This is a genomic window from Ureibacillus thermosphaericus (assembly GCF_002370195.2).
GTDB classification, from domain to species: domain Bacteria; phylum Bacillota; class Bacilli; order Bacillales_A; family Planococcaceae; genus Ureibacillus; species Ureibacillus thermosphaericus.
The window spans coordinates 1,847,210-1,870,106 of record NZ_AP018335.1 but is presented as its reverse complement, the minus strand read 5'-3'; the positions used below and the strand labels follow the sequence as shown (position 1 = coordinate 1,870,106).

The following is a 22,897-nucleotide window of genomic DNA, read 5'->3' as shown; positions in this document are numbered from 1 at the left end:
GTTAAATTAAATTAGACAAAAAGCTCGTACCATTCGCCGGTGCGGGAACATTAAAGTTTTCAGCAATTGTTGCTGCAATGTCCGCAAAAGTTTTTCTCAAACCTAAATCTCCTGTTTCTTTGAATCTTTTCGAATATACGAGCAATGGTACATATTCACGAGTATGGTCTGTTCCTTTAAAGGTTGGATCATTTCCGTGATCTGCCGTAATGATGAGTAAATCGTCTTCTTTTAACAACTCGAGCACTTCTGGTAATCGCTGATCGAATTCCTCCAACGCTTTTCCATAACCAATTGGGTCTCGCCGATGTCCATACAACGCATCGAAGTCTACTAAATTTAAAAAACTTAATCCGTGGAAATCTCGTTTTACCGCTTCTACTAATTTATCCATTCCGTCCATATTATCTTTCGTGCGAATGGCTTCCGTTACCCCTTCACCGTTATAGATATCCGAAATTTTCCCAAGGGCAATCACATCAAAACCATGATCTTTAAGTTCATTCATCGTCGTTCTTCCAAACGGCTTGATTGCATAATCATGTCGATTCGCAGTGCGAGTAAAGTTTCCAGGTGTTCCTACAAAAGGTCGAGCAATCACACGCCCAACTAGATACTCCGGCTCTAGAGTAAGATTTCGTGCAATTTTACAAATTTTATATAATTCTTCTAATGGGACAATGTCTTCATGGGCAGCAATTTGAAGAACTGGATCAGCGGATGTATAGACAATAATTGCTCCCGTCTCCATATGCTCCTGTCCTAGTTCTTCAATAATGGCGGTTCCGCTTGCAGGTTTATTCCCAATTACTTTCCGACCCGTTTTCTCTTCTAGCTGCTTAATTAAGTCATCCGGGAAACCATTTGGATATACTTTAAAAGGTTGATCTACTCGTAACCCCATAATCTCCCAATGACCGGTCATCGTATCTTTTCCTGCTGAAGCTTCTTGCATCATTCCGTAATAGGCTTTCGGTCTAGAAACCTTTTTTATACCTTTTATTTCTCGGATATTTCCTAAACCTAACGCCTCCATATTGGGCATGCGTAACCCATTCATTTCTTCTGCTATATGACCTAACGTATCGCTTCCAACATCGTCGAATTTTTCTGCATCTGGTGCTTCCCCAATTCCTACTGAATCCAATACGATTAAATGAATTCTTTTAAATGGTTTCATTTTTTTCCTCCTTATCATTAACAATCTACGCACGAGGATGGAATTGCTTATATACTTCTGAAAGTCTTGTTTTACTAATATGTGTATAAATTTGTGTTGTAGAAATGTCCGCATGTCCTAACATTTCTTGTACCGAGCGGAGATCCGCTCCGTTTTCAATTAAATGTGTAGCAAAGCTATGCCGCAAAGTATGGGGAGTCATTTCCTTTTTGATATTTGCAGCTAAAGCATGCTGTTTCAGTAGTTTCCAACATCCTTGCCGCGTTAAACGTTTCCCTCTACGGTTAATGAAGAACGCATCTGTTTTTGGATAATTCCCTTGCAACAGATGGCGAGCTTGTTGCAAATATGTTTCACATGCATAAAGTGCGCTCTTTCCTAGAGGAACAATTCGCTCTTTTCCACCTTTTCCATAAATGCGCACAAATCCCATCGATAAATGCACATCTTCTAAATTAAGTTCAATACATTCACTAATCCGCATACCCGTACCATAGAGCAATTCAATCATAGCCACATCACGGATGCCTTGGGGTTTTGAACGATCAGGTGCATGTATTAATGCTTCGATTTCTGCAATGGATAACACTTTCGGCAATGTCTTTTCAATTTGAGGCATTTCCAAATGTACTGTAGGATCATGATCAGTGATTTTTTCCCTTAATAAAAATTGATGGAATGAACGGATTGATGAAATGTGGCGGGCAATCGTTCGAGAAGATTTGCCATTATCCCTTAAATGCTCCAAATAGACTAGAATTCTAGTACGATCAACATCATTTAACCGCTCTAATTTTTGCCCTTTATGTAAATGTTCAATATAATCTTCTAAATCCCTTCTATAAGATGCTAACGTATTTTCAGAATATTGCCGTTCTACTCTTAGAAAATGGAGATAATCTAGGACGGCTTCTTGCGCTTCTTTCATTTTCTCACCTGTCCCTTCCTTTATATAAAATGATAGAGATTTTTATGAAAGCATACAAGATTTAACATTTTTTTATTAGGAATCAGATGCAAGAAATCTTAAATAATTGATATTCTCTATAATCATCATTCTGCATTTTATTACGAAAAATCGTGCAAACTTTACAATTCTGCAAGTATTTCAACGGATGTCGAAAGCATTTGAATTTCTAACGATTATTCGAATCGAGTAGGAGGGAGCGATTAACTCCCGTCCTCTCACACCACCGTACGTACGGTTCCGTATACGGCGGTTCAATTAAGATAATTGACGCAAGTTTTCATAACTTCCGTGAATAGCTTGTCTTCTTATGCCAGTGGTCACTCCACCCTCCAAGAGGTCTCCCACGGGATTCACCGCTTCCTTCCTCAAGTGAGGTACTACGTTTTCTGTGTTCATCATGACTCACTGAATGCCAAGGGCTATTCTCTCTTAATTGTTCGGTCCTTCTCAGTTGTTCTAGACCAACTAATACTATGACCTCTGCTGACTTCTGACGGTTCAGCTACTTATCACTAAGTAGGTTATGAAGCGTACTTCACCTATCCGCCAGACCTCCCCGGGTAAGTACATGCACTTTCACACCATCTATCCGCCTCATTTACTCGATATGACCTTCGACAGAAAGAGCTTTGTTTTGTTTGGCAAACTCACTCAATCATACCTAGCCTTATATGAGGTTCGTGTTCCTCGGACCGGTGTTTTGCCTCCAGCTTCCTTCAGATTCCGCGTCACCACGGACACCCTTGCTCTTGGCTAACCTCTACTTCTGTCTTCGGGGTTCGGGACTTACACCCTATAGTTCATGTACATGCCGGGCGCACCAAAAAATCCCTAAATAGGGATCACCTATTTAGGGATTACTCATCTTCATGATCATGTTTTTCTTGGCAACGATGACAAATTCCATGGAATGTGAGACGATGGTCTTTAATGATAAAATTCCATCGCTTTTCTACTACCATTTCTACTTCTTCTAATAAGTCTTCTTGAATTTCATCTACTGAACCACACTCAATACATACTAAGTGATGATGGAAATGTTTTGCACCTTCTTGTCGAAGATCATATCTGGAAACGCCATCTCCAAAATTAATTTTATCGACAATTTTTAGTTCTGTTAATAATTCTAGAGTGCGGTACACGGTAGCTAGACCAATTTCAGGCGCTTTTTCTTTTACTAATAGATATACATCTTCTGCGCTTAAATGATCCTCTTCATGTTCTAATAGTACTGCAACTGTCGCTTCACGCTGTGGCGTCAGTTTATAGCCAGCACTATGTAATTGCTTTTTTATACGATCAATACGGCTTTCCATATGACGCCCTCCTAAACACATTCCATTATAACAAAAGTCTAAAATTAATTACAAGATTAGGGGACTAATTAATGATAGATGAAATAACGAACATTTCCCCAACGCACATCACTGTAAAAGCAACCATTAATGTAATAAATAAATGTTTATTAAAAACAAACTTACGATTCGGCCCTACTTTTCTAGTTCCAAATACAGAACATAGCGCTAATAGTAAGATACAATAAATTAGCTGAAATGGAAACCACCAAACACTATAGACAAGAATCGATTCTTGTTGAGTTAACAAAAATACCGAACCGAAACCAAAAAATGTGGCCTTTACTGCTACTACTAGTCTAGCAAAAAAATGGAGATATGGGTGAGTTGTAAAAAATAATACAAATAATCCCCATGCAACAATTGGTAATATCGTTTGCCACATAGTGACATCTGATAGTTCTAACACACGCGGATCCACTAACTTAATAAGATTCATAGACTTGTCCAAAGAAAAAGCTTGGAAACAAATAACCCCACTGACAAAACCTATTGCTAGTAAAAATCCATATTGAATAACTTGTACGGAACGAAACATAAGCATTCTCCTTTCGTTGTTACAGCTTATGCTCGTCCACGGGGTTTATTAGTACGAATTTTAGTAAATTCTATCAAAATTTCGCTCTTCATAATTTTACATTTCGTTTAATTTTACCCAAAGCACGCTAAATGCTGTTTTCGCATCATAGATTTGCTGGTTTTTCACCATTTCTTCCGCTTCTTCTAACGTTACTTCTATGATGGATACAAATTCATCTTCATCCAATTCTCGTTTTTCTTCTATTTTATATAAATCTTTTGCCACATAAAGATGAATGATTTCATTTGCAAATCCAGGGGATGTTGCGAACGATTGAATATATGTCAATTCTCTTGCACCATAACCTGTTTCCTCTTCCAATTCTCTTCGTGCACAGACGGCTGGATCTTCTCCTCGTTCCAACTTCCCTGCTGGAATTTCAATTATTGAACGTTCCAACGCTTTTCGATATTGTTCTACTAAAACAATCTTTCCTTCATTGGTAATTGGAATAATCGCAACTGCTCCAGGATGATGAATAATTTCTCGCTTCGACTGCTTTCCATTCGGCAATAAAACATCATCTACTTTTAAAGAAACTACTTTCCCTTTGAAAATTTCTGTCGAATGAATCGTTTTTTCTTCAAATTTTTTCATACTAATTCCTCGCTTGTCCTTCATACTGAATTCATTGTACCATTAGTTCTTTAAATGAAAAGCAATTTGTATATCGGAAAGCGCCAAAAGCGAATCATCAAATTTTTTCAAGATTCCCTAAAATGATGAAGATGGTAAAATAAAGCATAAAACAGAATGATATTGGGGTTCGTTAGGATTGTTTTGGGTTTGTTAGGGGTTATTACATGGGCATCAATATGAAAAAAAGAAGAATTATGAGCTCGCTCTGATTATCCTTTTTTCTATTTCCTATTATTATTTTTTGCTAATGGTCATATTAAAGGCTTTAAAATAATCGCTAGTTGGATTTTTATATTTTAAATTTGCTATTTTTAATTTAATTTTCTACACTAGTGTCGCATAAAAAATATCAATAGACATAATAAATCTGAATTTTCTGTAACTATATTTTTCTATAAAAAAATCCTTTATAATGGTTTGGTGGTAGTAAACCTATCGAAAACTTAGGTATAACTGGGGAAAAATTAGGGTTAGTGAATAGCCCCTAACCGCCCCCCCTTGACATTTACTAGATTCTTAGCAATTTATTCTGATAACTTTTTCTATAACTATTAGTTCTTTAATTGAAAAGCATTTTGCAAAACATAAAACCCCAAAACCGGATTATATGGATTCAGAATTTTCTTTATTATATTATTTGGAAATTTATAATTTTTTGGTAGATTGTATTTAAACTCATTCTGGGTACTATTTTGTTAATAGAACTTGCTTTGTCGCAAATTCATAAAACAGTGATCGTCTTCTAGATCCCACTTTTACAGTAATTTAGGTAGTTTTATACATTCATATGAGTTTTAACACTTGAAAGCCTTAGATTCTATTTTTACATCACTAGAAATCCAAATTATTCAAAATACGGTAAAATAAAGTATAGGTTTTGTGTAGGAGTGAAAAGATGGTTAGAAGAAAAAGGCATTTATCAAATAAAAATTCGTAATCAACAACTGATTTGTTCATTTTGCCAAAACAATGAATTTACACATCGCGAGGTTTATTTGGATAGAGTAACTTTCAATAAGGATGAAAAAGAGAAACTGACATTGCAATCTTTTACCTGTACATCTTGTGGTGATATTCGATTGTTTCAAGAAAAATTTCGGTATGACCATTCTTTGCAAAAACACATATCGATTATTGAGTACACGGAAGTGATAAAAAATGAGCAGAACAGATGAGTCTTTACGTCCCTTAAAAAGCCGAATTACGATTTTTGATGAGCCAATTATTTGCAGTTTCTGTACCTATGATGTGTTCATTCCTTATGAAGTATATGTAAATGTTGAAGAGCCAGGTATTGGTGTATATCATGTTCGCTACTCAGCCATTTGCCAGCACTGTGGACAAGCAAAAATTTTTAGTGATCCCAGTCACTTTGATGAAAAAACAAAAAATTACATTTGGGCATTGAATCAGTATTTACTTTCCGAAAGAAAATATAAAATTAAAATTATATTTTATATCGGGAAAAAAAGAGAGAATAAATTACAGATATTTTTAGATATGTTACTAGAAAGTCAATTTGAAATTGATAGCATTCTCCGTGAAAAAACAGAAGTTTCCGTACGGGCAAAAATTACTACTATGAATGAACTCCAATGGATTAGGGATACAATTATGAATTCTGCAGGAAAATTATTTATTTCGATTAAGAGTTTAAGCATTAAATAAGATGCTATTAGTGGATTTAACAAAATGACGATGGAGGGATTTTTGTGATACCTATGGCTTCAATAATTCTATATATAGTTAGTTTAATAATTCTTTTTGTTGTTATCGAAACTGCAGTTAGAAGAGGGATTAACAGTTCAATCGTTGGACAAGCAATTGAGAAGAAATTTGGTATTACAGAGGAAAAGAAAAAATCATTTTTTGATAATGATTTAGATGATGAGCGATGATATCTACTTCAACAATTGTAGAAGGGAGGAAAGTATGATTGACTATTTTGAAAGAAAGTTGAGACTAAAAAGGTTTAGAGGGTGTTTTTTGATATAAATAAATTATATCACTAGCATTGCACTAATTAAATCTGATGATTCAAAATACTAAGAATGTTCAATTTTTTATTGATTTCGAAACAAAAAAATCCTTTACAATGGAAGTACAGGTGGTTCCTGTCCAAATCCAATCGTAAAGGATAAACGTTATGGACAAGAATACACTAATTTCATCATTTGGTAAATGGGTTTCACCCATAAATATTCAAAAACTTAGCGAACAAGTCAAAGAATTGAAACAGGACTATTACACAAAAAAGCTGACAACAGAAGCCTATATTAAACTTTTATTGGTAGCCCAGCTGCTCGAATTTAAGAGCTTAGAGGAAATGAGTGATGCACTTGTAGACGAAGATCTTCAAAAAGCACTCGGATTTGAATCGATAAGTGCCTCTCAGCTATCCCGAAAAAACAATCAGATCAACCCACTAATTCTTGCAAATTTGTTCTTGGATCTTGTTTGGAAAATTCAACGGTACCATTATAAAACCGGAAAGAATATGCCACTGAAAATCATTGATTCAAGTACACTCCCGTTGAATTTGACCAATTATAAATGGGCAAAATTCCGTAAAACAAAAGCTGGTGTAAAGCTACACTTACGGCTCGTTTTCATGGATAAAGACACCGTCTATCCTGAAAAAGCAGTGATTACGACAGCAAAAGAACATGACCGAAATCAACTCGAAGTCCTAGTGGATGATAAAGAAGCCATGTATGTGTTTGACCGCGGTTATGTGGACTATGAACGTTTTGATCGGATGACAGATGATGGCTATTTCTTCGTTTCAAGACTGAAGAAAAACGCAGTCATTCGTGAAGTCTATACATTTTCACTTCCTGATGATTGTCACGTTCTATCCGATAAAATGGTCTACATTGGTACCACACAAAATCGTACTGAAAATGTCTTTCGTCTACTAGAAGTTATGGACACAAAAGGGAACTTACTTCGTTTCATCACCAACCGATTTGATTTAAAACCAGAAGAGATAAGTGATATTTACCGATCTCGCTGGGCTATTGAACTCTTTTTCAAATGGCTCAAGCAACACGTAGAAATTAAGCACTTTTATGGAATGAGTGAAACAGCTATTCAAAATCAAATTTTCTTAGCCCTTATCACGTATTGCTTACATGTTCTCATTCAATTGGAGATGAAAAGTAAGAAATCTCTACTTCGAATTACTCGTTGGTTAAAGAGAGCTCTGTGGAAACCAGCTTATGTTTGGTTGCGAAAATTTGATGGGCGAGCCAGTCCATAATCTCCCTTTTGTCGTTGTCGCTCTGGTTTAACTGTATATATTTACCAAATGGGCAGTGCCACCTTTCTTTAGGTTTTGTCTTTTTGGCACAAATTCACAAAAATTAATTAACAGAAAATTCTAACTATATTTATGCAATGCTAATGAAATTATATATTTTCTGAATTTTGTTGTAGCCGAAAAGATATATTAAATGAAAGGCACCTCACACTCTATAGGGTCGCCTTCCATTTTTAAGGTTTAGGATTATAATAAGTAATGACTAAAAAAACACCGATACCACCAATCGCAAGGTAGTTGGAACTTCGATTTCTCGCGAAGGCAAAACACTATGAATGAAAAAGATTAATATTTTGAATGTCTTGTTGTTTCATGCCCAATCAAGATAATCTTCCCATTCCACTAATAGCATTTATGATATCTGCAAAGAGAATGGACTGAAATCGAAAAGTTTAACTGCAATATCGAAAATAAAAACAAGAATATCGTTAATCAATGGATTTTATTACAATATTCGAATCATTTTTCTCTTTGTCATATTCAACTGTTACTTCAAGTTCAAAATCAAATTTTTTCTTGTTATCATGCATGGAAAAAAAACAACCGATTCGGATTTTCTAATAATTTTATTGACTCACTACCTTTACTAAAAACAATATCGCTATTCATATCATTGAAAGATAGCGCATTAAACATTCCTTCTGTCAGTACAGCAAAATTTGTTTTTTAATCATTCGTGTCAAACACAATGATTAGATCATCAACGCCATCATTTGTTACATCAAACCAAATCTTATTATATACATTAGCGTCTGGAAATCGTGATTGAAATCTTTTATCTAGTTCTTCAGTATCCTTTTCATTATCTAGTTCTTCGTGTATGATTTCTTTTGCATATTCAACCTCACTAACACGATTATCAAAATTCGATTCACAACCTACCAACATCACAATCAATAACAAACTAATATTTAATAGATATTTCATAACCCCCACCATTCTAAAATTTTGTATATTTTATCATTTTTTGTGAAGATTTTGGAGGTAAGTGTTGGATATTTTTCCCATCACCAACGATGCATTTCGTTTACAGACAACGAAAAATACCATTTAATTAGATTTCCGAAAGTCTAAACAATGTTGTAGTCTATAAAACCTTCTAACATTTAATTATAAATTTGTAAAATATACCACAATAGATTGTTGTTTTATTCCAAGTATTGGCATACTCTATTCCTTGATATTACTAGATTTTGAGCATGTTTTATGATAATTTTTCTATATCCAATCGTTTGAGTAAATGTAAGAAAGAAAGCGGGGATTCGATGAAAAAACGTAGATTAGGTACAAGTGCTTTTGAAATTTCCGAAATCAGTTTAGGGTGCATGTCCCTTCCAACAAACTTAGAAGAAGCAAAACCAGTAATTGAAACGGCTATCGAATGTGGCATTAATTATTTTGATACAGCTGATTTATATAATAAAGGCATGAATGAAGAAATTGTCGGTGAACTGTTAAAACCCTATCGAGACCAAGTATTCATTGCTACAAAGGTCGGAAATCGCTGGAATGTTAACGGTGATGGCTGGTATTGGGATGCATCAAAAGAACATATTGAAGAAGGAGTAAAAGAAAGTTTACGCCGATTAAAAACCGATTATATTGATTTATATCAACTTCATGGCGGCACTATCGACGATCCATGGGATGACATCATCGACACTTTTGAGAAATTAAAAAAGGAAGGACTCATTCGGGAGTACGGCATATCTTCCATTCGTCCAAATGTTATTCAATCCTTTTTTGAACGCAGCCAAGCCGTATCCAATATGATGCAATATAGCATTTTGGATAGACGACCAGAGGAATGGCTACCTTTCTTTGAAGAAAAAGGCGTTTCGATTGTTACACGAGGTTCCATTGCAAAGGGATTATTGACGGATGAGTGGAAAAAACGAGTGGAAAAAGTCGATTCCTATTTGAATTACTCGAAAGAAGAGCTTGTCTCTATTTTAGAAAAAATTGAATCGCAATACGGATCGGTTCACCCTGCTGCGATTGCTTATAATTTGAGTCAACCTGCTGTAGCATCCATTGTTGTTGGAGCAAGAACAAAGGAACAGCTGCTGATAAATATGAAGGCTTATGAAGAAGCTCAAAACATCACCGACATTTCTTTTATTCAAAGTATTACAAAACAAGAAATATATACTGATCACCGATGAAGAAATATTTGTTTTTCGTCATCACTTCGCTAATCATTTTATATTATCTTTCTAGCATGCCTTATGAACAGCAGACTATTGTTCCTGAATTAAGAGTGCTTCTAAGCAACCAACCTTTTTATGACTTGTTAAGTAAAATTGAAGTAACATATTGGGGGAGAACGATTTCTGTCGAAACCCGTGGATATTATTATTTCGTTGAATTTTTGATTCGTAAAGCATTGCATTTTATTGGCTATGGAATCGTTGCCGTGCTCTTATATTTGCTATTTCGTCGATTGAAATGGACATTTGCAGCGGTTATTTCTTGTTTAGTTACATTCTTCATTGCCATGTTAGATGAATATCACCAAACTTTCGTAGATGGACGTACTGGTGTGTTTGATGATGTTTTAATTGATACGGCAGGTGCCATTACTTTTATTTTTTGTCTAAAGATATATTTTTTTATAAAATATTTGTTGAATCGAAAATCTTATTAGATTGCCAAAAAACAACCTAGCTTCTATTTGCTAGGTTGTTTTGCTTTTTATCTATTATCATCTAATTATATATCTGCTCTCTTACTGCTTCTTCCACTTCGCTGAACGCCCAATGGGTTTTTGGAACATCTGAAAACGTTGGAGTTTCTACATTAGTTAATGGCCCTCGTTTGAAAAGCATGTTTATTACTTTTACCGCTTGAGCTCTTGTTAGTTCCGGGATGATAATACGAGCAGTGTCAAAACCTTGTTAAAAATTCTGCTCTCGTTGGTATTTTCTACTCAAAATTACGTTTACGAATTCTATTTCGATATAAGATATTGAAAGAAAAATAGTTTATTGATAAACTTTTGAAGTTACCATCAAAAAAAATGATGATTTTGTTTAATAAAAGTGATAACTAAGATTAGGAAAGCGCAAATTGTCATTCCTTTCCTAGTTAACGAGTCTTGGGGGCAACAAGATGAAACAGAAAGAATTAAAAAGAGAATTAAAAAACAGGCATGTACAATTAATTGCAATCGGGGGAACAATCGGTACCGGACTGTTTTTAGGATCTGGTGCTGCAATTTCTAAAGCAGGTCCATCCATTTTATTAGTTTATCTTATTGTTGGGACTGCCCTATTTTTTGTGATGCGTTCCCTAGGAGAGATGCTGTTATCCAATGCTGGGTATCAATCCTTTACCGATTTCGCTACAGATTATATAGGTTCTTGGGCAGGGTATGTAACAGGATGGACATATTGGTTCTGCTGGATTATGACAGCGATGGCTGATGTGATTGCTGTTGGTGTATATGTTCGTTATTGGTTCGATATCCCTCAATGGATTCCAACATTGATTGCGATTATTTTATTGCTCTTATTGAATCTATTAACTGTAAAACTATTTGGAGAGTTGGAATTTTGGTTTGCAATTATTAAAGTAATTACGATTATTGCTTTAATTGTAATCGGTATTTTCTTAATCATGATTGGATTTGAAACGGATACTGGTCATGTGTCAGTAAGCAATATTTGGAGTCATGGTGGAATTTTTCCAAATGGTATGATTGGATTCCTTTTTGCATTCCAGATGGTCGTATTCTCTTTTGTAGGGGTTGAACTTGTGGGGGTAGCAGCAGCGGAGACTTCGAATCCCGAAAAAAATATACCCTCTGCTATCAATAAAATTCCCATTCGTATATTGCTGTTTTATGTAGGAGCAATTTTTGTCATTTTATGCATTAATCCTTGGACTGAATTAAGTGCTACCAATAGCCCGTTTGTACAAGTCTTTACTTTGGCGGGAATTCCATTGGCTAGCGGCATTATCAATTTCGTTGTGTTAACATCAGCCGCTTCTGCCGGAAATAGCGGTTTATTTTCAACAAGCCGGATGATGTACAATTTAAGTAAGAACCATCTAGGGCCAAAATTCCTATCAACATTAAATAAAAACTTTGTCCCTGGAAATGCACTTTTCATTTCTTCCATCGTTGTTTCAATAGGGGCTCTATTAAGTTATGTTATTCCAGATACAGCTTTTAGTATTGTCACCACAATTAGTGCTATCTGTTTTATTTGGGTTTGGAGCATTATTTTAATTACTCATATAATTTATTTAAGAAAAAGACCGGATTTACATAAAACATCCATTTTTAAAGCTCCTCTTGCACCATTTGTAAATTATATTGTGTTGATATTTTTTGTGGCTGTATTAGTCGTGATGTTGATTTCCGAAGAAACAAGAATAGCGGTTTTACTTACTCCGATTTGGTTTATTATTTTGTTTATTACTTACGCCCTTCGCAAGAAAAAATAAGCGCAGGGCGTTTTTTCTGGAAATTCCCTTTTATGTATGTGATACGTAGATTGAGGTATGATGATTGAAGAACTCATTACCGAGACAGAGATACGAATCAATCTTTAAGCACACTAAATGAAAAAAGTGTCGCATTATTTTGCGACACCTTTTTATTAGTACTTAGAGCCTTTATCTCCATACTTTTCAAGCAATTCTGCAAAGCTCATATTTTTCTCCCGCTGTTTTCTTTCAAATTCGAGCTGTGCTTGTCGTTCTTCCTCTTTTCTTTTTTCCTCAGCGGCTAATTCTTTCTTTGCTTCTTTTAATTTTGCGATTAACTCGCTATCTAGTTGATCTTGAAGAGTAATCCCTTCATTTGTTGCTTGATGATTAGTGTTCTTATTCTTTTTAGCCATATTCTCACCTGCTTACTTTTTTGCGGTGGAAACAACAGCTTATCGTTGAATAATTGTTGCGACTCCTTGTCCACCACCAATGCAAAGTGTGGCAAGCCCGTACTTCACATCTCGTTTTTGCATTTCATGAAGAAGCGTCACTAAAATACGTGTTCCACTTGCACCGATTGGATGTCCAAGGGCAATTGCTCCACCATTTACATTTAGTTTATCAGAATCAAAGTGAAGTTCGCGATCAACAGCAATAGACTGAGCCGCGAAAGCTTCATTTGCTTCAATTAAATCGATTTGATCGAGCGTTAAGTCAGCTTTCTTTAAAGCTTTTCGAACAGCTTCAGCTGGACCAATACCCATAATCGCAGGATCTACCCCAACTGCAGCGTTTGCCACAATCGAAGCGAGCGGTTTAATTCCTAACTCTTCCGCTTTTTTCTTAGACATGACCACAACTGCTGCAGCACCATCGTTAATTCCGGAAGCGTTTCCAGCAGTGACTGTTCCATCTTTTTTGAAAGCTGGACGTAATGCGGATAATTTTTCTACCGTTGTGCCAGGGCGTACAAATTCATCTGCATCGAAAATAATTGGATCCCCTTTGCGTTGAGGAATTTCAACTGGCACAATTTCATCTTTGAATTTCCCTTCCTCAATCGCTTTTGCTGCACGAGCTTGGGAACGTGCCGCGAACTCATCTTGTTCTTGTCGCGTAATATGATATTGAGAAGCTAAATTTTCTGCTGTTACCCCCATATGATAATCGTTAAATGCACACCATAACCCATCATGAATCATGCTATCAATTAGGTTTTGATTGCCCATTTTAAAGCCGGAGCGAGCATTTTTTAATAGATAAGGTGCTTGACTCATATTTTCAAACCCGCCAGCCACAACGATGTCGGCTTCACCTACTGCAATGGCTTGTGAGGCAAGGTGTACCGTCTTTAAACCGGAACCACAAACTTTATTAATTGTCATAGCCGGAACTGTTTTTGGAAGTCCCGCTTCTATTGCTGCTTGGCGAGCTGGATTTTGTCCTAACCCTGCTTGCAAAACATTTCCCATGATGACTTCATCCACTTGATCCCGTTGAATTCCTGCACGACGTAACGCTTCTTTAATGACAATCGCGCCTAATGTTGTGGCAGGGACATCTTTTAACGAACCTTGGAAAGAACCTATTGCTGTTCTAACCGCACTTACAATAACTACATCATTTAACATGAACATCTCCCCCAATTTCAGTTTACATTGTATACACGATTTTGTGTGAATCCTAGAAACTAAAAATGTATTAGTAGAAAACAATTCAAAACCGTGCAATATTATTCTACCAAATGATATGTTATATTTTGTTTCATAATCAATATTTTTTTGTTAATTTGCGTTCATTTTCGACTTTTCAAAATTTATTGTCTTTCATTAGCATTGCATAAATATAGTTAGAATTTTCTGTTAATTAATTTTTGTGAATTTGTGCCAAAAAGACAAAACCTAAAGAAAGGTGGCACTGCCCATTTGGTAAATATATACAGTTAAACCAGAGCGACAACGACAAAAGGGAGATTATGGACTGGCTCGCCCATCAAATTTTCGCAACCAAACATAAGCTGGTTTCCACAGAGCTCTCTTTAACCAACGAGTAATTCGAAGTAGAGATTTCTTACTTTTCATCTCCAATTGAATGAGAACATGTAAGCAATACGTGATAAGGGCTAAGAAAATTTGATTTTGAATAGCTGTTTCACTCATTCCATAAAAGTGCTTAATTTCTACGTGTTGCTTGAGCCATTTGAAAAAGAGTTCAATAGCCCAGCGAGATCGGTAAATATCACTTATCTCTTCTGGTTTTAAATCAAATCGGTTGGTGATGAAACGAAGTAAGTTCCCTTTTGTGTCCATAACTTCTAGTAGACGAAAGACATTTTCAGTACGATTTTGTGTGGTACCAATGTAGACCATTTTATCGGATAGAACGTGACAATCATCAGGAAGTGAAAATGTATAGACTTCACGAATGACTGCGTTTTTCTTCAGTCTTGAAACGAAGAAATAGCCATCATCTGTCATCCGATCAAAACGTTCATAGTCCACATAACCGCGGTCAAACACATACATGGCTTCTTTATCATCCACTAGGACTTCGAGTTGATTTCGGTCATGTTCTTTTGCTGTCGTAATCACTGCTTTTTCAGGATAGACGGTGTCTTTATCCATGAAAACGAGCCGTAAGTGTAGCTTTACACCAGCTTTTGTTTTACGGAATTTTGCCCATTTATAATTGGTCAAATTCAACGGGAGTGTACTTGAATCAATGATTTTCAGTGGCATATTCTTTCCGGTTTTATAATGGTACCGTTGAATTTTCCAAACAAGATCCAAGAACAAATTTGCAAGAATTAGTGGGTTGATCTGATTGTTTTTTCGGGATAGCTGAGAGGCACTTATCGATTCAAATCCGAGTGCTTTTTGAAGATCTTCGTCTACAAGTGCATCACTCATTTCCTCTAAGCTCTTAAATTCGAGCAGCTGGGCTACCAATAAAAGTTTAATATAGGCTTCTGTTGTCAGCTTTTTTGTGTAATAGTCCTGTTTCAATTCTTTGACTTGTTCGCTAAGTTTTTGAATATTTATGGGTGAAACCCATTTACCAAATGATGAAATTAGTGTATTCTTGTCCATAACGTTTATCCTTTACGATTGGATTTGGACAGGAACCACCTGTACTTCCATTGTAAAGGATTTTTTTGTTTCGAAATCAATAAAAAATTGAACATTCTTAGTATTTTGAATCATCAGATTTAATTAGTGCAATGCTAGTGATTGTCTTTATACATATTATCAAAAATGCGAAGGAGGAGTCCTAGATGAAAAAGAAAAAACGTAAAATTCTTTGGTTTTCAACTTTCATTACAATGACAGCTAGTGTACTGACTACAATTTTTGGTTTTGCATTAACAAATCGTCTTATGTACATCCAAAAGAAAGATGACGATTTTATATTAGATCGAGAATTGAAAGCGAATCGATTTGATGAAAACTGGTATAATCACGTGAAAAGAGATGAATTTACAATCGATTCCCCTAACGGCTATCCAATTAAAGGCATACTTTTACAACCTTGCCCTACGAAAAACACTGTGATTATTTGTCACGGTGTCACGGAAAATAAAATAAATTCAATTAAATATGCGCGAATGTTTGAAAGGTTAGGATTTAATTCTTTTGTTTACGATCATCGAAGACATGGAGAGACCGGTGGAAAGACAACAAGCTATGGCTATTATGAAAAGTTCGACTTAGACGCTGTTGTCAAAATGGTTCGTTCAGTTATTGGAGAAGATGCAAAATTAGGGATTCATGGTGAGTCGATGGGTGCTGCAACCATGATTTTATATGCAGGTACGGTTGGAAATCATGTAGATTTTTATATTTCGGACTGCGCTTTTTCTGATTTTGAAGAATTGTTGCGTCACATCGTCAAAAATTCAACCCGCATCAATCCTGATATTCCTATTCATTTAGCGGATTTCTTTATTCGTTTCCGAGATGGCTATCGCTTTAAACATCTCACACCGAAAGAAGCAGTAAAAAATATTAAGAAACCTATGCTATTTATTCATAGCATTCCAGATACATTCATTCCTTGTAAAATGACAGAAGAAATGTATGAATTGAAGAATGGCCCAAAAGCATTAAAACTATTTGAGATGGGAGCTCATGCCCAATCATTTAATGAAAACCCAAGAGAATACGAAGAAACGGTTCGCGAGTTCTTAGAGAAATATATATATTAGAGAGGTTTGATTAGCATCAAATTCTTTTCCTATACTTCTTTTGTATTGAATTCGGACAAAAGAAAACAAGCCCTCGATTGATAAAGCTTCTTATGAGGGCTTGTGTAGAATCCAGCGCCATTATAGATGGATTTAGTACAATAGTTTTCCTTTTTATGTATATTTCAAATCCTCATATGCTGAAAATCCATCAGCTAGTGTATTTATCTCACCAACTTGTGCACTTACTTCTCTTGCTCGTGCATTTCTCTCACCAACTCGTGCACTTACTTCTCTTGCTCGTGCATTTCTCTCACCAACTCGTGCACTTACTTCTCTTGCTCGTGCATTTCTCTCACCAACTCGTGCACTTACTTCTCTTGCTCGTGCATTTCTCTCACCAACTCGTGCACTTAGCTCAATCACTTGTGCATATAACCACTAGCTTGTGCATTTAGCTCACTCACTTGTGCATATAACCACTAGCTTGTGCATTTAGCTCGCTCTCTTGTGCATATAACCACTAGCTTGTGCATTTAGCTCACTCACTTGTGCATTTAGCTCACTCACTTGTGCATTTAGCTCGCTCGCTTGTGCATTTAGCTCGCTCGCTTGTGCATATAGCTCACTCACTTGTGCATATAACCAACTAGCTTGTGCATATAACCAACTAGCTTGTGCATTTAGCTCACTCACTTGTGCATATAGCCACTAGCTCGTGCATATAACCACTAGCTTGTGCATTTAGCTCACTCACTTGTGCATATAACCACTAGCTTGTGCATTTAGCTTACTCACTTGTGCATATAACCAACTAGCTTGTGCATTTAGCTCACTCACTTGTGCATATAACCACTAGCTTGTGCATTTAGCTCGCTCTCTTGTGCATATAACCACTAGCTTGTGCATTTAGCTCACTCACTTGTGCATATAGCCACTAGCTCGTGCATATAACCACTAGCTTGTGCATTTAGCTCACTCACTTGTGCATATAACCACTAGCTTGTGCATTTAGCTCACTCACTTGTGCATATAACCACTAGCTTGTGCATTTAGCTCACTCACTTGTGCATATAGCCACTAGCTCGTGCATATAACCACTAGCTTGTGCATTTAGCTCACTCACTTGTGCATATAACCACTAGCTTGTGCATTTAGCTCGCTCTCTTGTGCATATAACCACTAGCTTGTGCATTGATCATACCCGCAAGAGCAGATACATACCAATCTCGTGCATATCATTCTTCAACTCTGCAAAAAACTCACACGTATAATACAATCATATCTGCATAGATCTCCTCAACTGCAAATACACTATGACCAATGCATAAACCTCATCAATCCACAATAAAAAAGGTTATCCCTTTCCAGAATAATTCCGATACAGGACAACCTTGTATGATTATTTTTGTTTTTCTTGAATTTTATTTAATTGAGCCATCATTTGACGAACTTGTTTTTCAGATGGTTTACGGCCCATTTGTGCCATCATTACACGAATCATTTGTTCATTAATTGGTGGGTTTTCTTTTAAATATTTCATCATTGATTGACGAGCTAGGAAGAATCCTAACGCAACGCCAGCTACTAACGCAATAATAATTAATAATATCGCTAGCCAAGTTTCCACAATACTTACCTCCCTCTCAACTTTTCCCGAGAAAAACTTTACTCTCCACGATGGATTATACACTATCCATAACAGCGATTCTAGTTTTTCCCGAATTTTTCTAAACCCATACACTTTACATACCTTATGTATTTTAACCAAATTCCTCTATAATATAAAGATATTTTTCCAAAATAAAATATTTTTAATTTTCATACTTTATTAAAATGATACCTTTTCCAACTCAAAAAAATCCGAACTTATTTGAAACTCTCTGTACTAGAGTTTCAAATATTGTTCGGATGCTGTGATCATTCAAAATTCGTTATTTCGAATTTTCAGTAATCCATTGTTCAATAAATGGATAGTTTTCAGCTACGGCGCGTTTACCAGTAATAACCGAAACGTGTCCTGCATTAACAACATGCAATGTTTTATTTTTGCTGGAGACTTTATCATTCAACGGTTCAATTTGTTGCGGTAACACAATATTATCGCGAGTGGCAACAATATTTAATAAGTTCGCTGTAATGTTTGACAATAATACTCTTTCACCACGAACTTCTAATTCATCGTTAATCAATTTGTTTTCTTGGTAAAATTCGCGTATCCATTGGCGATATGCCTCACCCGGAAATGGCACACCATCATTTAGCCATTTTTGCATTAGCTTCCAGTTTAAAATTTTCTCTTCATTTTCAATATTAGAAGCAACATTGACGTAAACACCTACAGTATTTGAAAGTGGATTTAATAATTTATTACCAAAATCAATGAATTCAAACGGTACATTTCCGAAAGTTTCTACAATATTATCTAATTTGAAGTAGCGTTTATCTAACCAATTTGTATAAAGTCCGGCATCTTCGAAATCAATTGGACTTGTTAACAAGACTACATTGCGAATCGGCAATTTCTTTTGATAAAGAGCAGTAAAAATCGCCGTCATCGTTCCGCCCATGCAATACCCAAACATCGTGATTTCTTTTGCGCCAGAATGTTTTAACACTTTTTTTACAGCCCGTGGTATATAATCAACAATATAATCTTCTAATTTCATATGGCGGTCCTCGAAACCAGCCGTACCCCAATCTAGTAAATATACATCATGGCCGCGGTCTGTTAAATACTCTATAAAACTATTCCCAGGGTACAAATCTAATATATAAGGTTTATTAATGAGTGCATAAATCATTAAAATTGGCACTTTATTCGTTTTTACTTTATTTGGCTGATAACGATATAATTTCGCTTTATTTTTTGTCCAGATCATTTCTTTTGGCGTTTGACCCACTTGAGGTTCTGGATCGGTAAATAATACTTTATTGAAACGTTGCAATTTTTCGAAATCTTTGTTTTTAGGCAAACTTTCAAACCATTCTTTTAATGGTGTTGTATCAACAGTAACCACAAAATCCCTCCCAACAATTGTTCCAATTAAACGATTTACATATATAGACCACCGTTTACAGCAATCGCTTGACCTGTTACATAGTCTGCTTGAACAAGATATAACACCGCTTGAGCAACTTCGCTCGGCAGTCCTAATCGTTTCATTGGAACTTTTTCTACAATATTATTCAGTACTTTTTCCGGCATAGCAGCCACCATTTCCGTTCCGATGTATCCAGGGCACACTGCATTCACCGTAATACCTTTGGAAGCAGTTTCTAATGCTAAAGATTTCGTAAAACCTAAAATCCCTGCTTTTGTCGCTGAATAGTTAGTTTGTCCAAACGCACCAGCTTGGCCTACGATGGAGCTAATCGTTACAATGCGGCCATAATTTTGCTCTAACATATGTTGGATAACTGATTTCGTTGCATTGAACACACCATTTAAGTTTACATTGATTACGGCATCCCAGTCTTCTTTTGACATATTTTTAAATGTTCGATCTTTTGTAATTCCTGCATTGTTTATTAAAATATCAATTTTTCCAAACTTCTCTATTACTTCTGCTGCTAGTTTTTCAGTATCATCAAAAACGGATACATCCGCTTGAAGGGCATGGAATTTGCCGCCTTCTTCTTCAATTACTTTCGCAACATCTTCAATTTGTTTTGGGCTGTTATTATATGTGCCAATAACCGTTGCACCATTTCTGGCTAACACCTTAGCAATCTCTGCACCAATTCCACGGGATGCACCAGTTACAATTGCCACTTTTCCTTCCAATGGTTTTAATGAATTCACTTGTTCTACTTCAAATACTGTAGTTGTCATAAAACAGTCTCCCTTTCTGAATATATTTTTATCTAAAGATTATTTTGAAACCGTTTTGTTTGCTGTTGCCGCTACAGTAGCATTTGAGTCTGATATTGATTCAATCGACTTATTTAATAATTCAATGACCTTATCGAGTTTCTTTTCTAATGAAGAAACGGATTTTTTCAGAGCATCCATTTCTTTTACTAAGCGCTCTTCTTTCTCATCTATTTCATCTTCCAATTGATCAATTTTTGAATCAACATCAATAATGAGGGAAGCCACATTGGCAATTTCATCACGTGATGGTATATTTGTTTGTTTTAAATAGCTTTCCGTCATTTTATTGACAAGTTCTTGAAATTGAACATATTGACTTTGAATTTGTCCTAAACTTTCAGCAAAAGATTTTTTCTCTAATGTTTCTTGAATGGCATCATGCCATGCACTTTCTGTTTTGTTATAGATTTCTTTCCATAAAGAAAAAACATCAAAGGTTGATTGGGTCAACGAAGATCATCTCCTCTACAAATCTTTTTATTTTTTTCATAACATATTTCAATATATTATTTATGCAGAAATTTCATTCTTATGAAAAATTTACAAATTTATGTATTTTTTGTAATAAAATAAATAATTTCAAATAAAAACAGTTGACAACAAATACATCTATGTGTAAATTACATATATAAATAAATATCAGAGGGCGGTGTAAAAATATTGGTATCGAAAGATGAAAAAAAGAAACCGAAAAGTCCAAGTATTGGAGCGCCGAAAAACTTTTTAATCCCCATCATGTTGTTACATTTACGTGAATTTAACACTCATGGTTATGAACTGATGGAGAAAATTACAAAGTTTGGCATTGAATCATTGGATCACGGAAATTTTTATCGCCTATTAAGACAGCTTGAAAAAGAGAATTTAGTAACTTCTGTTTGGGATACAAGTTCTGGAGGACCAGCAAAACGCATTTATTCCATTACAGAAGCTGGCGAAAAATATTTAGATATGTGGGCTAATTCTTTAAGTGAATATCAACGTTTATTAAATCAATTTTTCAATTTATATAATCCATTTTTCACACCAAATACGACATCAAAACGATTAGAAGAACAATTCGCAGCAACTCCTCAAGCAACAGACGTACCAACCAAAGAAAAAACATCTACGAAAACCACTTCAACAAAAGCAAAATCCACAGCATCCACGACAAAACCTAAATCCACTCGTTCTCGCAAAACAAAAGCACAAAGTTCCAATGCACCTGAAGAGCAACCACAATCTTAAATTTTTGGATGTAATGCATGAAAATGCATTCATTATAAATTTAAACTCTGGTTACATTAAAGGAGGAAATCAAGTAATGGCAAAAGAGCAACTTGCAAAAGGTGTAGATTTAGTATGGGACAGCTGGGTAAATAGCTTAAAGACGATTGAAAAAGTCCAAGAAGACTTTGAAAAAAGAGCTCTACAAACATTTAACGTACAAAAGGAATTTATTGAATCTTCCGTAAATGCCATTAATGCCATTGAAGAAGAAGGGAGAAAAGCTTCAAGAGAATGGCAAGAAAGACTTGAAAATAGCTTCAAAGAATTAGGTAAAGAAGGTCAATTCGATGACATTTCGAAATGGTTGGAAAGCGTTCAAGAAATTACAGACAAAGCACAAAATTTAGCTTGGAAACCAAACAACGCACTTCTTGATTTATTTACAAATGCGCAAAAACAAATCGAAATAACGCTTCAACAAGCAATCGAGCAACAAAAACAAGAACGCATTGAAACATTAAATAAAATCGAAGAAATTGCTAATCAATTAAAAGAAACTCATAAAAAATTGTTGGCAGTTGCAGAATAATTTTTCCTACTAAACTTATAGTTAAATCCCCTTTTTATTAAAAAAATCCCCTAACTCCCCTTTAAAACCCTGTTGTCCCATGTTGCCAACAGGGTTTTTCATTTCTTTCTAATACGACGCATATTTCACCGGCTTTAACCAACCACATTCATGTTCCTCTTTATTAAATGCAAGAAAAGAATCATTTATTTGGCTTAAACTTTGGAACAAATCTAAATCAAGCATTCGCGATCCTTCACAAATGGCTTCAATATAATATTCGAACACTTTAATTTTAATTCGGCCTTTTAATTTATGTTCAAACCCTAAGTAATCATCCATCCAATGCATTTCAGGAAAACATTTTTGAAGATGCTGATAAATTTTTCCCTCTACATCCCCTTCAATTGGTTCACATAGATAACTTAATTGTTTTCTTGCAGAGGACTCCTGTTGATCATCTATTTTTGCAACCATTTCTAACAGCATTCTTTCCCTTCCAAAAACGAATGATTGATATTGTTTTTTTATGATGAATATTGAATATATTCTCATCTGCCTGTCCTCCTTC

General features: G+C 35.5%; 26 protein-coding genes. 9 read left to right on the top strand and 17 right to left on the bottom strand.

Annotation, left to right across the window (positions count from 1 at the left end; all coding sequences use genetic code 11):
* Position 1: 1 nt before the first annotated feature.
* From deoB to UtA1_RS08980, 6 genes are all read right to left on the bottom strand, one after another.
* Positions 2-1,180, bottom strand: coding sequence for a phosphopentomutase (gene deoB, locus UtA1_RS09000; RefSeq protein WP_096550766.1), 1,179 nt, complete (start codon positions 1,178-1,180; stop codon positions 2-4).
* Positions 1,181-1,205: 25 nt separating this feature from the next.
* Positions 1,206-2,108, bottom strand: a complete 903-nt coding sequence (gene xerD, locus UtA1_RS08995; RefSeq protein ID WP_016836901.1) for a site-specific tyrosine recombinase XerD — start codon at positions 2,106-2,108, stop codon at positions 1,206-1,208.
* A 297-nt stretch (positions 2,109-2,405) separates the two neighbouring features.
* Complete coding sequence (locus UtA1_RS17155) at positions 2,406-2,549, bottom strand: hypothetical protein (protein WP_172597780.1); 144 nt, start codon at positions 2,547-2,549, stop codon at positions 2,406-2,408.
* Positions 2,550-3,007: 458 nt separating this feature from the next.
* Positions 3,008-3,466: a ferric iron uptake transcriptional regulator gene (fur, locus tag UtA1_RS08990; protein WP_016836900.1), complete on the bottom strand. Its 459-nt coding sequence runs from the start codon at positions 3,464-3,466 to the stop codon at positions 3,008-3,010.
* 64 nt (positions 3,467-3,530) lie between these two features.
* A complete protein-coding gene (locus tag UtA1_RS08985; protein WP_096550765.1) occupies positions 3,531-4,043 on the bottom strand; it encodes a hypothetical protein in 513 nt (170 codons plus the stop codon).
* A gap of 96 nt (positions 4,044-4,139) precedes the next feature.
* Positions 4,140-4,682, bottom strand: coding sequence for an NUDIX domain-containing protein (locus tag UtA1_RS08980; RefSeq protein WP_096550764.1), 543 nt, complete (start codon positions 4,680-4,682; stop codon positions 4,140-4,142).
* A gap of 1,200 nt (positions 4,683-5,882) precedes the next feature.
* Here UtA1_RS08980 and UtA1_RS08975 point away from each other — a divergent pair.
* From UtA1_RS08975 to UtA1_RS08965, 3 genes are all read left to right on the top strand, one after another.
* The gene (locus tag UtA1_RS08975) at positions 5,883-6,392 is read left to right on the top strand and encodes a hypothetical protein (protein WP_096550762.1); all 510 of its coding nucleotides are present in this window, start codon (positions 5,883-5,885) and stop codon (positions 6,390-6,392) included.
* Positions 6,393-6,436: 44 nt separating this feature from the next.
* Positions 6,437-6,622, top strand: a complete 186-nt coding sequence (locus tag UtA1_RS08970; RefSeq protein ID WP_016836895.1) for a hypothetical protein — start codon at positions 6,437-6,439, stop codon at positions 6,620-6,622.
* A 248-nt stretch (positions 6,623-6,870) separates the two neighbouring features.
* A complete protein-coding gene (locus UtA1_RS08965) occupies positions 6,871-7,986 on the top strand; it encodes an IS4 family transposase (protein WP_096549683.1) in 1,116 nt (371 codons plus the stop codon).
* A gap of 726 nt (positions 7,987-8,712) precedes the next feature.
* Here UtA1_RS08965 and UtA1_RS08960 read toward each other — a convergent pair.
* The gene (locus UtA1_RS08960; protein WP_096550761.1) at positions 8,713-8,973 is read right to left on the bottom strand and encodes a hypothetical protein; all 261 of its coding nucleotides are present in this window, start codon (positions 8,971-8,973) and stop codon (positions 8,713-8,715) included.
* A 338-nt stretch (positions 8,974-9,311) separates the two neighbouring features.
* On the opposite strand from UtA1_RS08960, the gene UtA1_RS08955 reads away from it, so the two are divergent.
* The 3 genes from UtA1_RS08955 to UtA1_RS08945 all read left to right on the top strand — a co-directional run bounded on the left by UtA1_RS08955 (position 9,312) and on the right by UtA1_RS08945 (position 12,498).
* Complete coding sequence (locus tag UtA1_RS08955; protein WP_096550760.1) at positions 9,312-10,211, top strand: aldo/keto reductase; 900 nt, start codon at positions 9,312-9,314, stop codon at positions 10,209-10,211.
* Positions 10,212-10,219: 8 nt separating this feature from the next.
* Complete coding sequence (locus UtA1_RS08950; protein ID WP_232019825.1) at positions 10,220-10,693, top strand: VanZ family protein; 474 nt, start codon at positions 10,220-10,222, stop codon at positions 10,691-10,693.
* Between the two features lie 464 nt (positions 10,694-11,157).
* Entirely contained in the window at positions 11,158-12,498 is a 1,341-nt protein-coding gene (locus UtA1_RS08945) for an amino acid permease (RefSeq protein ID WP_096550758.1), read from the top strand.
* Between the two features lie 155 nt (positions 12,499-12,653).
* Here the strand turns inward: UtA1_RS08945 and UtA1_RS08940 are convergent, their stop codons facing one another.
* The 3 genes from UtA1_RS08940 to UtA1_RS08930 all read right to left on the bottom strand — a co-directional run bounded on the left by UtA1_RS08940 (position 12,654) and on the right by UtA1_RS08930 (position 15,575).
* On the bottom strand, positions 12,654-12,896 hold the full coding sequence (locus UtA1_RS08940) for a YqkE family protein (protein WP_016836889.1): 243 nt from the start codon (positions 12,894-12,896) through the stop codon (positions 12,654-12,656).
* A 39-nt stretch (positions 12,897-12,935) separates the two neighbouring features.
* Entirely contained in the window at positions 12,936-14,117 is a 1,182-nt protein-coding gene (locus UtA1_RS08935) for an acetyl-CoA C-acetyltransferase (RefSeq protein ID WP_096550757.1), read from the bottom strand.
* 342 nt (positions 14,118-14,459) lie between these two features.
* The gene (locus tag UtA1_RS08930; protein WP_096549683.1) at positions 14,460-15,575 is read right to left on the bottom strand and encodes an IS4 family transposase; all 1,116 of its coding nucleotides are present in this window, start codon (positions 15,573-15,575) and stop codon (positions 14,460-14,462) included.
* Between the two features lie 185 nt (positions 15,576-15,760).
* Here UtA1_RS08930 and UtA1_RS08925 point away from each other — a divergent pair, with 185 nt between their 5' ends.
* Entirely contained in the window at positions 15,761-16,690 is a 930-nt protein-coding gene (locus tag UtA1_RS08925; protein ID WP_172597857.1) for an alpha/beta hydrolase, read from the top strand.
* Positions 16,691-16,843: 153 nt separating this feature from the next.
* Here UtA1_RS08925 and UtA1_RS08920 read toward each other — a convergent pair whose 3' ends face one another.
* The 6 genes from UtA1_RS08920 to UtA1_RS08895 all read right to left on the bottom strand — a co-directional run bounded on the left by UtA1_RS08920 (position 16,844) and on the right by UtA1_RS08895 (position 20,996).
* Complete coding sequence (locus UtA1_RS08920) at positions 16,844-17,095, bottom strand: internalin (protein WP_096550756.1); 252 nt, start codon at positions 17,093-17,095, stop codon at positions 16,844-16,846.
* A 69-nt stretch (positions 17,096-17,164) separates the two neighbouring features.
* Positions 17,165-17,365: a hypothetical protein gene (locus UtA1_RS08915; RefSeq protein ID WP_096550755.1), complete on the bottom strand. Its 201-nt coding sequence runs from the start codon at positions 17,363-17,365 to the stop codon at positions 17,165-17,167.
* A 706-nt stretch (positions 17,366-18,071) separates the two neighbouring features.
* Positions 18,072-18,299 (bottom strand): YneF family protein, encoded by a 228-nt coding sequence (locus UtA1_RS08910; protein ID WP_096550754.1) that lies wholly within the window; start codon positions 18,297-18,299, stop codon positions 18,072-18,074.
* A 304-nt stretch (positions 18,300-18,603) separates the two neighbouring features.
* Positions 18,604-19,689, bottom strand: a complete 1,086-nt coding sequence (phaC, locus tag UtA1_RS08905; protein ID WP_096550753.1) for a class III poly(R)-hydroxyalkanoic acid synthase subunit PhaC — start codon at positions 19,687-19,689, stop codon at positions 18,604-18,606.
* A gap of 35 nt (positions 19,690-19,724) precedes the next feature.
* Positions 19,725-20,504: a 3-oxoacyl-[acyl-carrier-protein] reductase gene (fabG, locus tag UtA1_RS08900; protein WP_016836884.1), complete on the bottom strand. Its 780-nt coding sequence runs from the start codon at positions 20,502-20,504 to the stop codon at positions 19,725-19,727.
* 39 nt (positions 20,505-20,543) lie between these two features.
* Positions 20,544-20,996: a polyhydroxyalkanoate biosynthesis repressor PhaR gene (locus tag UtA1_RS08895; RefSeq protein ID WP_096550752.1), complete on the bottom strand. Its 453-nt coding sequence runs from the start codon at positions 20,994-20,996 to the stop codon at positions 20,544-20,546.
* Between the two features lie 210 nt (positions 20,997-21,206).
* On the opposite strand from UtA1_RS08895, the gene phaQ reads away from it, so the two are divergent.
* Together phaQ and UtA1_RS08885 are read left to right on the top strand one after the other, a co-directional pair.
* The gene (gene phaQ, locus UtA1_RS17910; protein ID WP_096550751.1) at positions 21,207-21,776 is read left to right on the top strand and encodes a poly-beta-hydroxybutyrate-responsive repressor; all 570 of its coding nucleotides are present in this window, start codon (positions 21,207-21,209) and stop codon (positions 21,774-21,776) included.
* A gap of 76 nt (positions 21,777-21,852) precedes the next feature.
* Positions 21,853-22,347 carry a hypothetical protein gene (locus UtA1_RS08885; protein WP_016836881.1) on the top strand — a complete coding sequence of 165 codons (495 nt, stop codon included), beginning with the start codon at positions 21,853-21,855 and terminating at the stop codon, positions 22,345-22,347.
* 108 nt (positions 22,348-22,455) lie between these two features.
* On the opposite strand, the gene sirA is transcribed toward UtA1_RS08885, so the two are convergent.
* A complete protein-coding gene (gene sirA, locus UtA1_RS08880; protein ID WP_096550749.1) occupies positions 22,456-22,881 on the bottom strand; it encodes a sporulation inhibitor of replication protein SirA in 426 nt (141 codons plus the stop codon).
* Positions 22,882-22,897 lie beyond the last annotated feature (16 nt).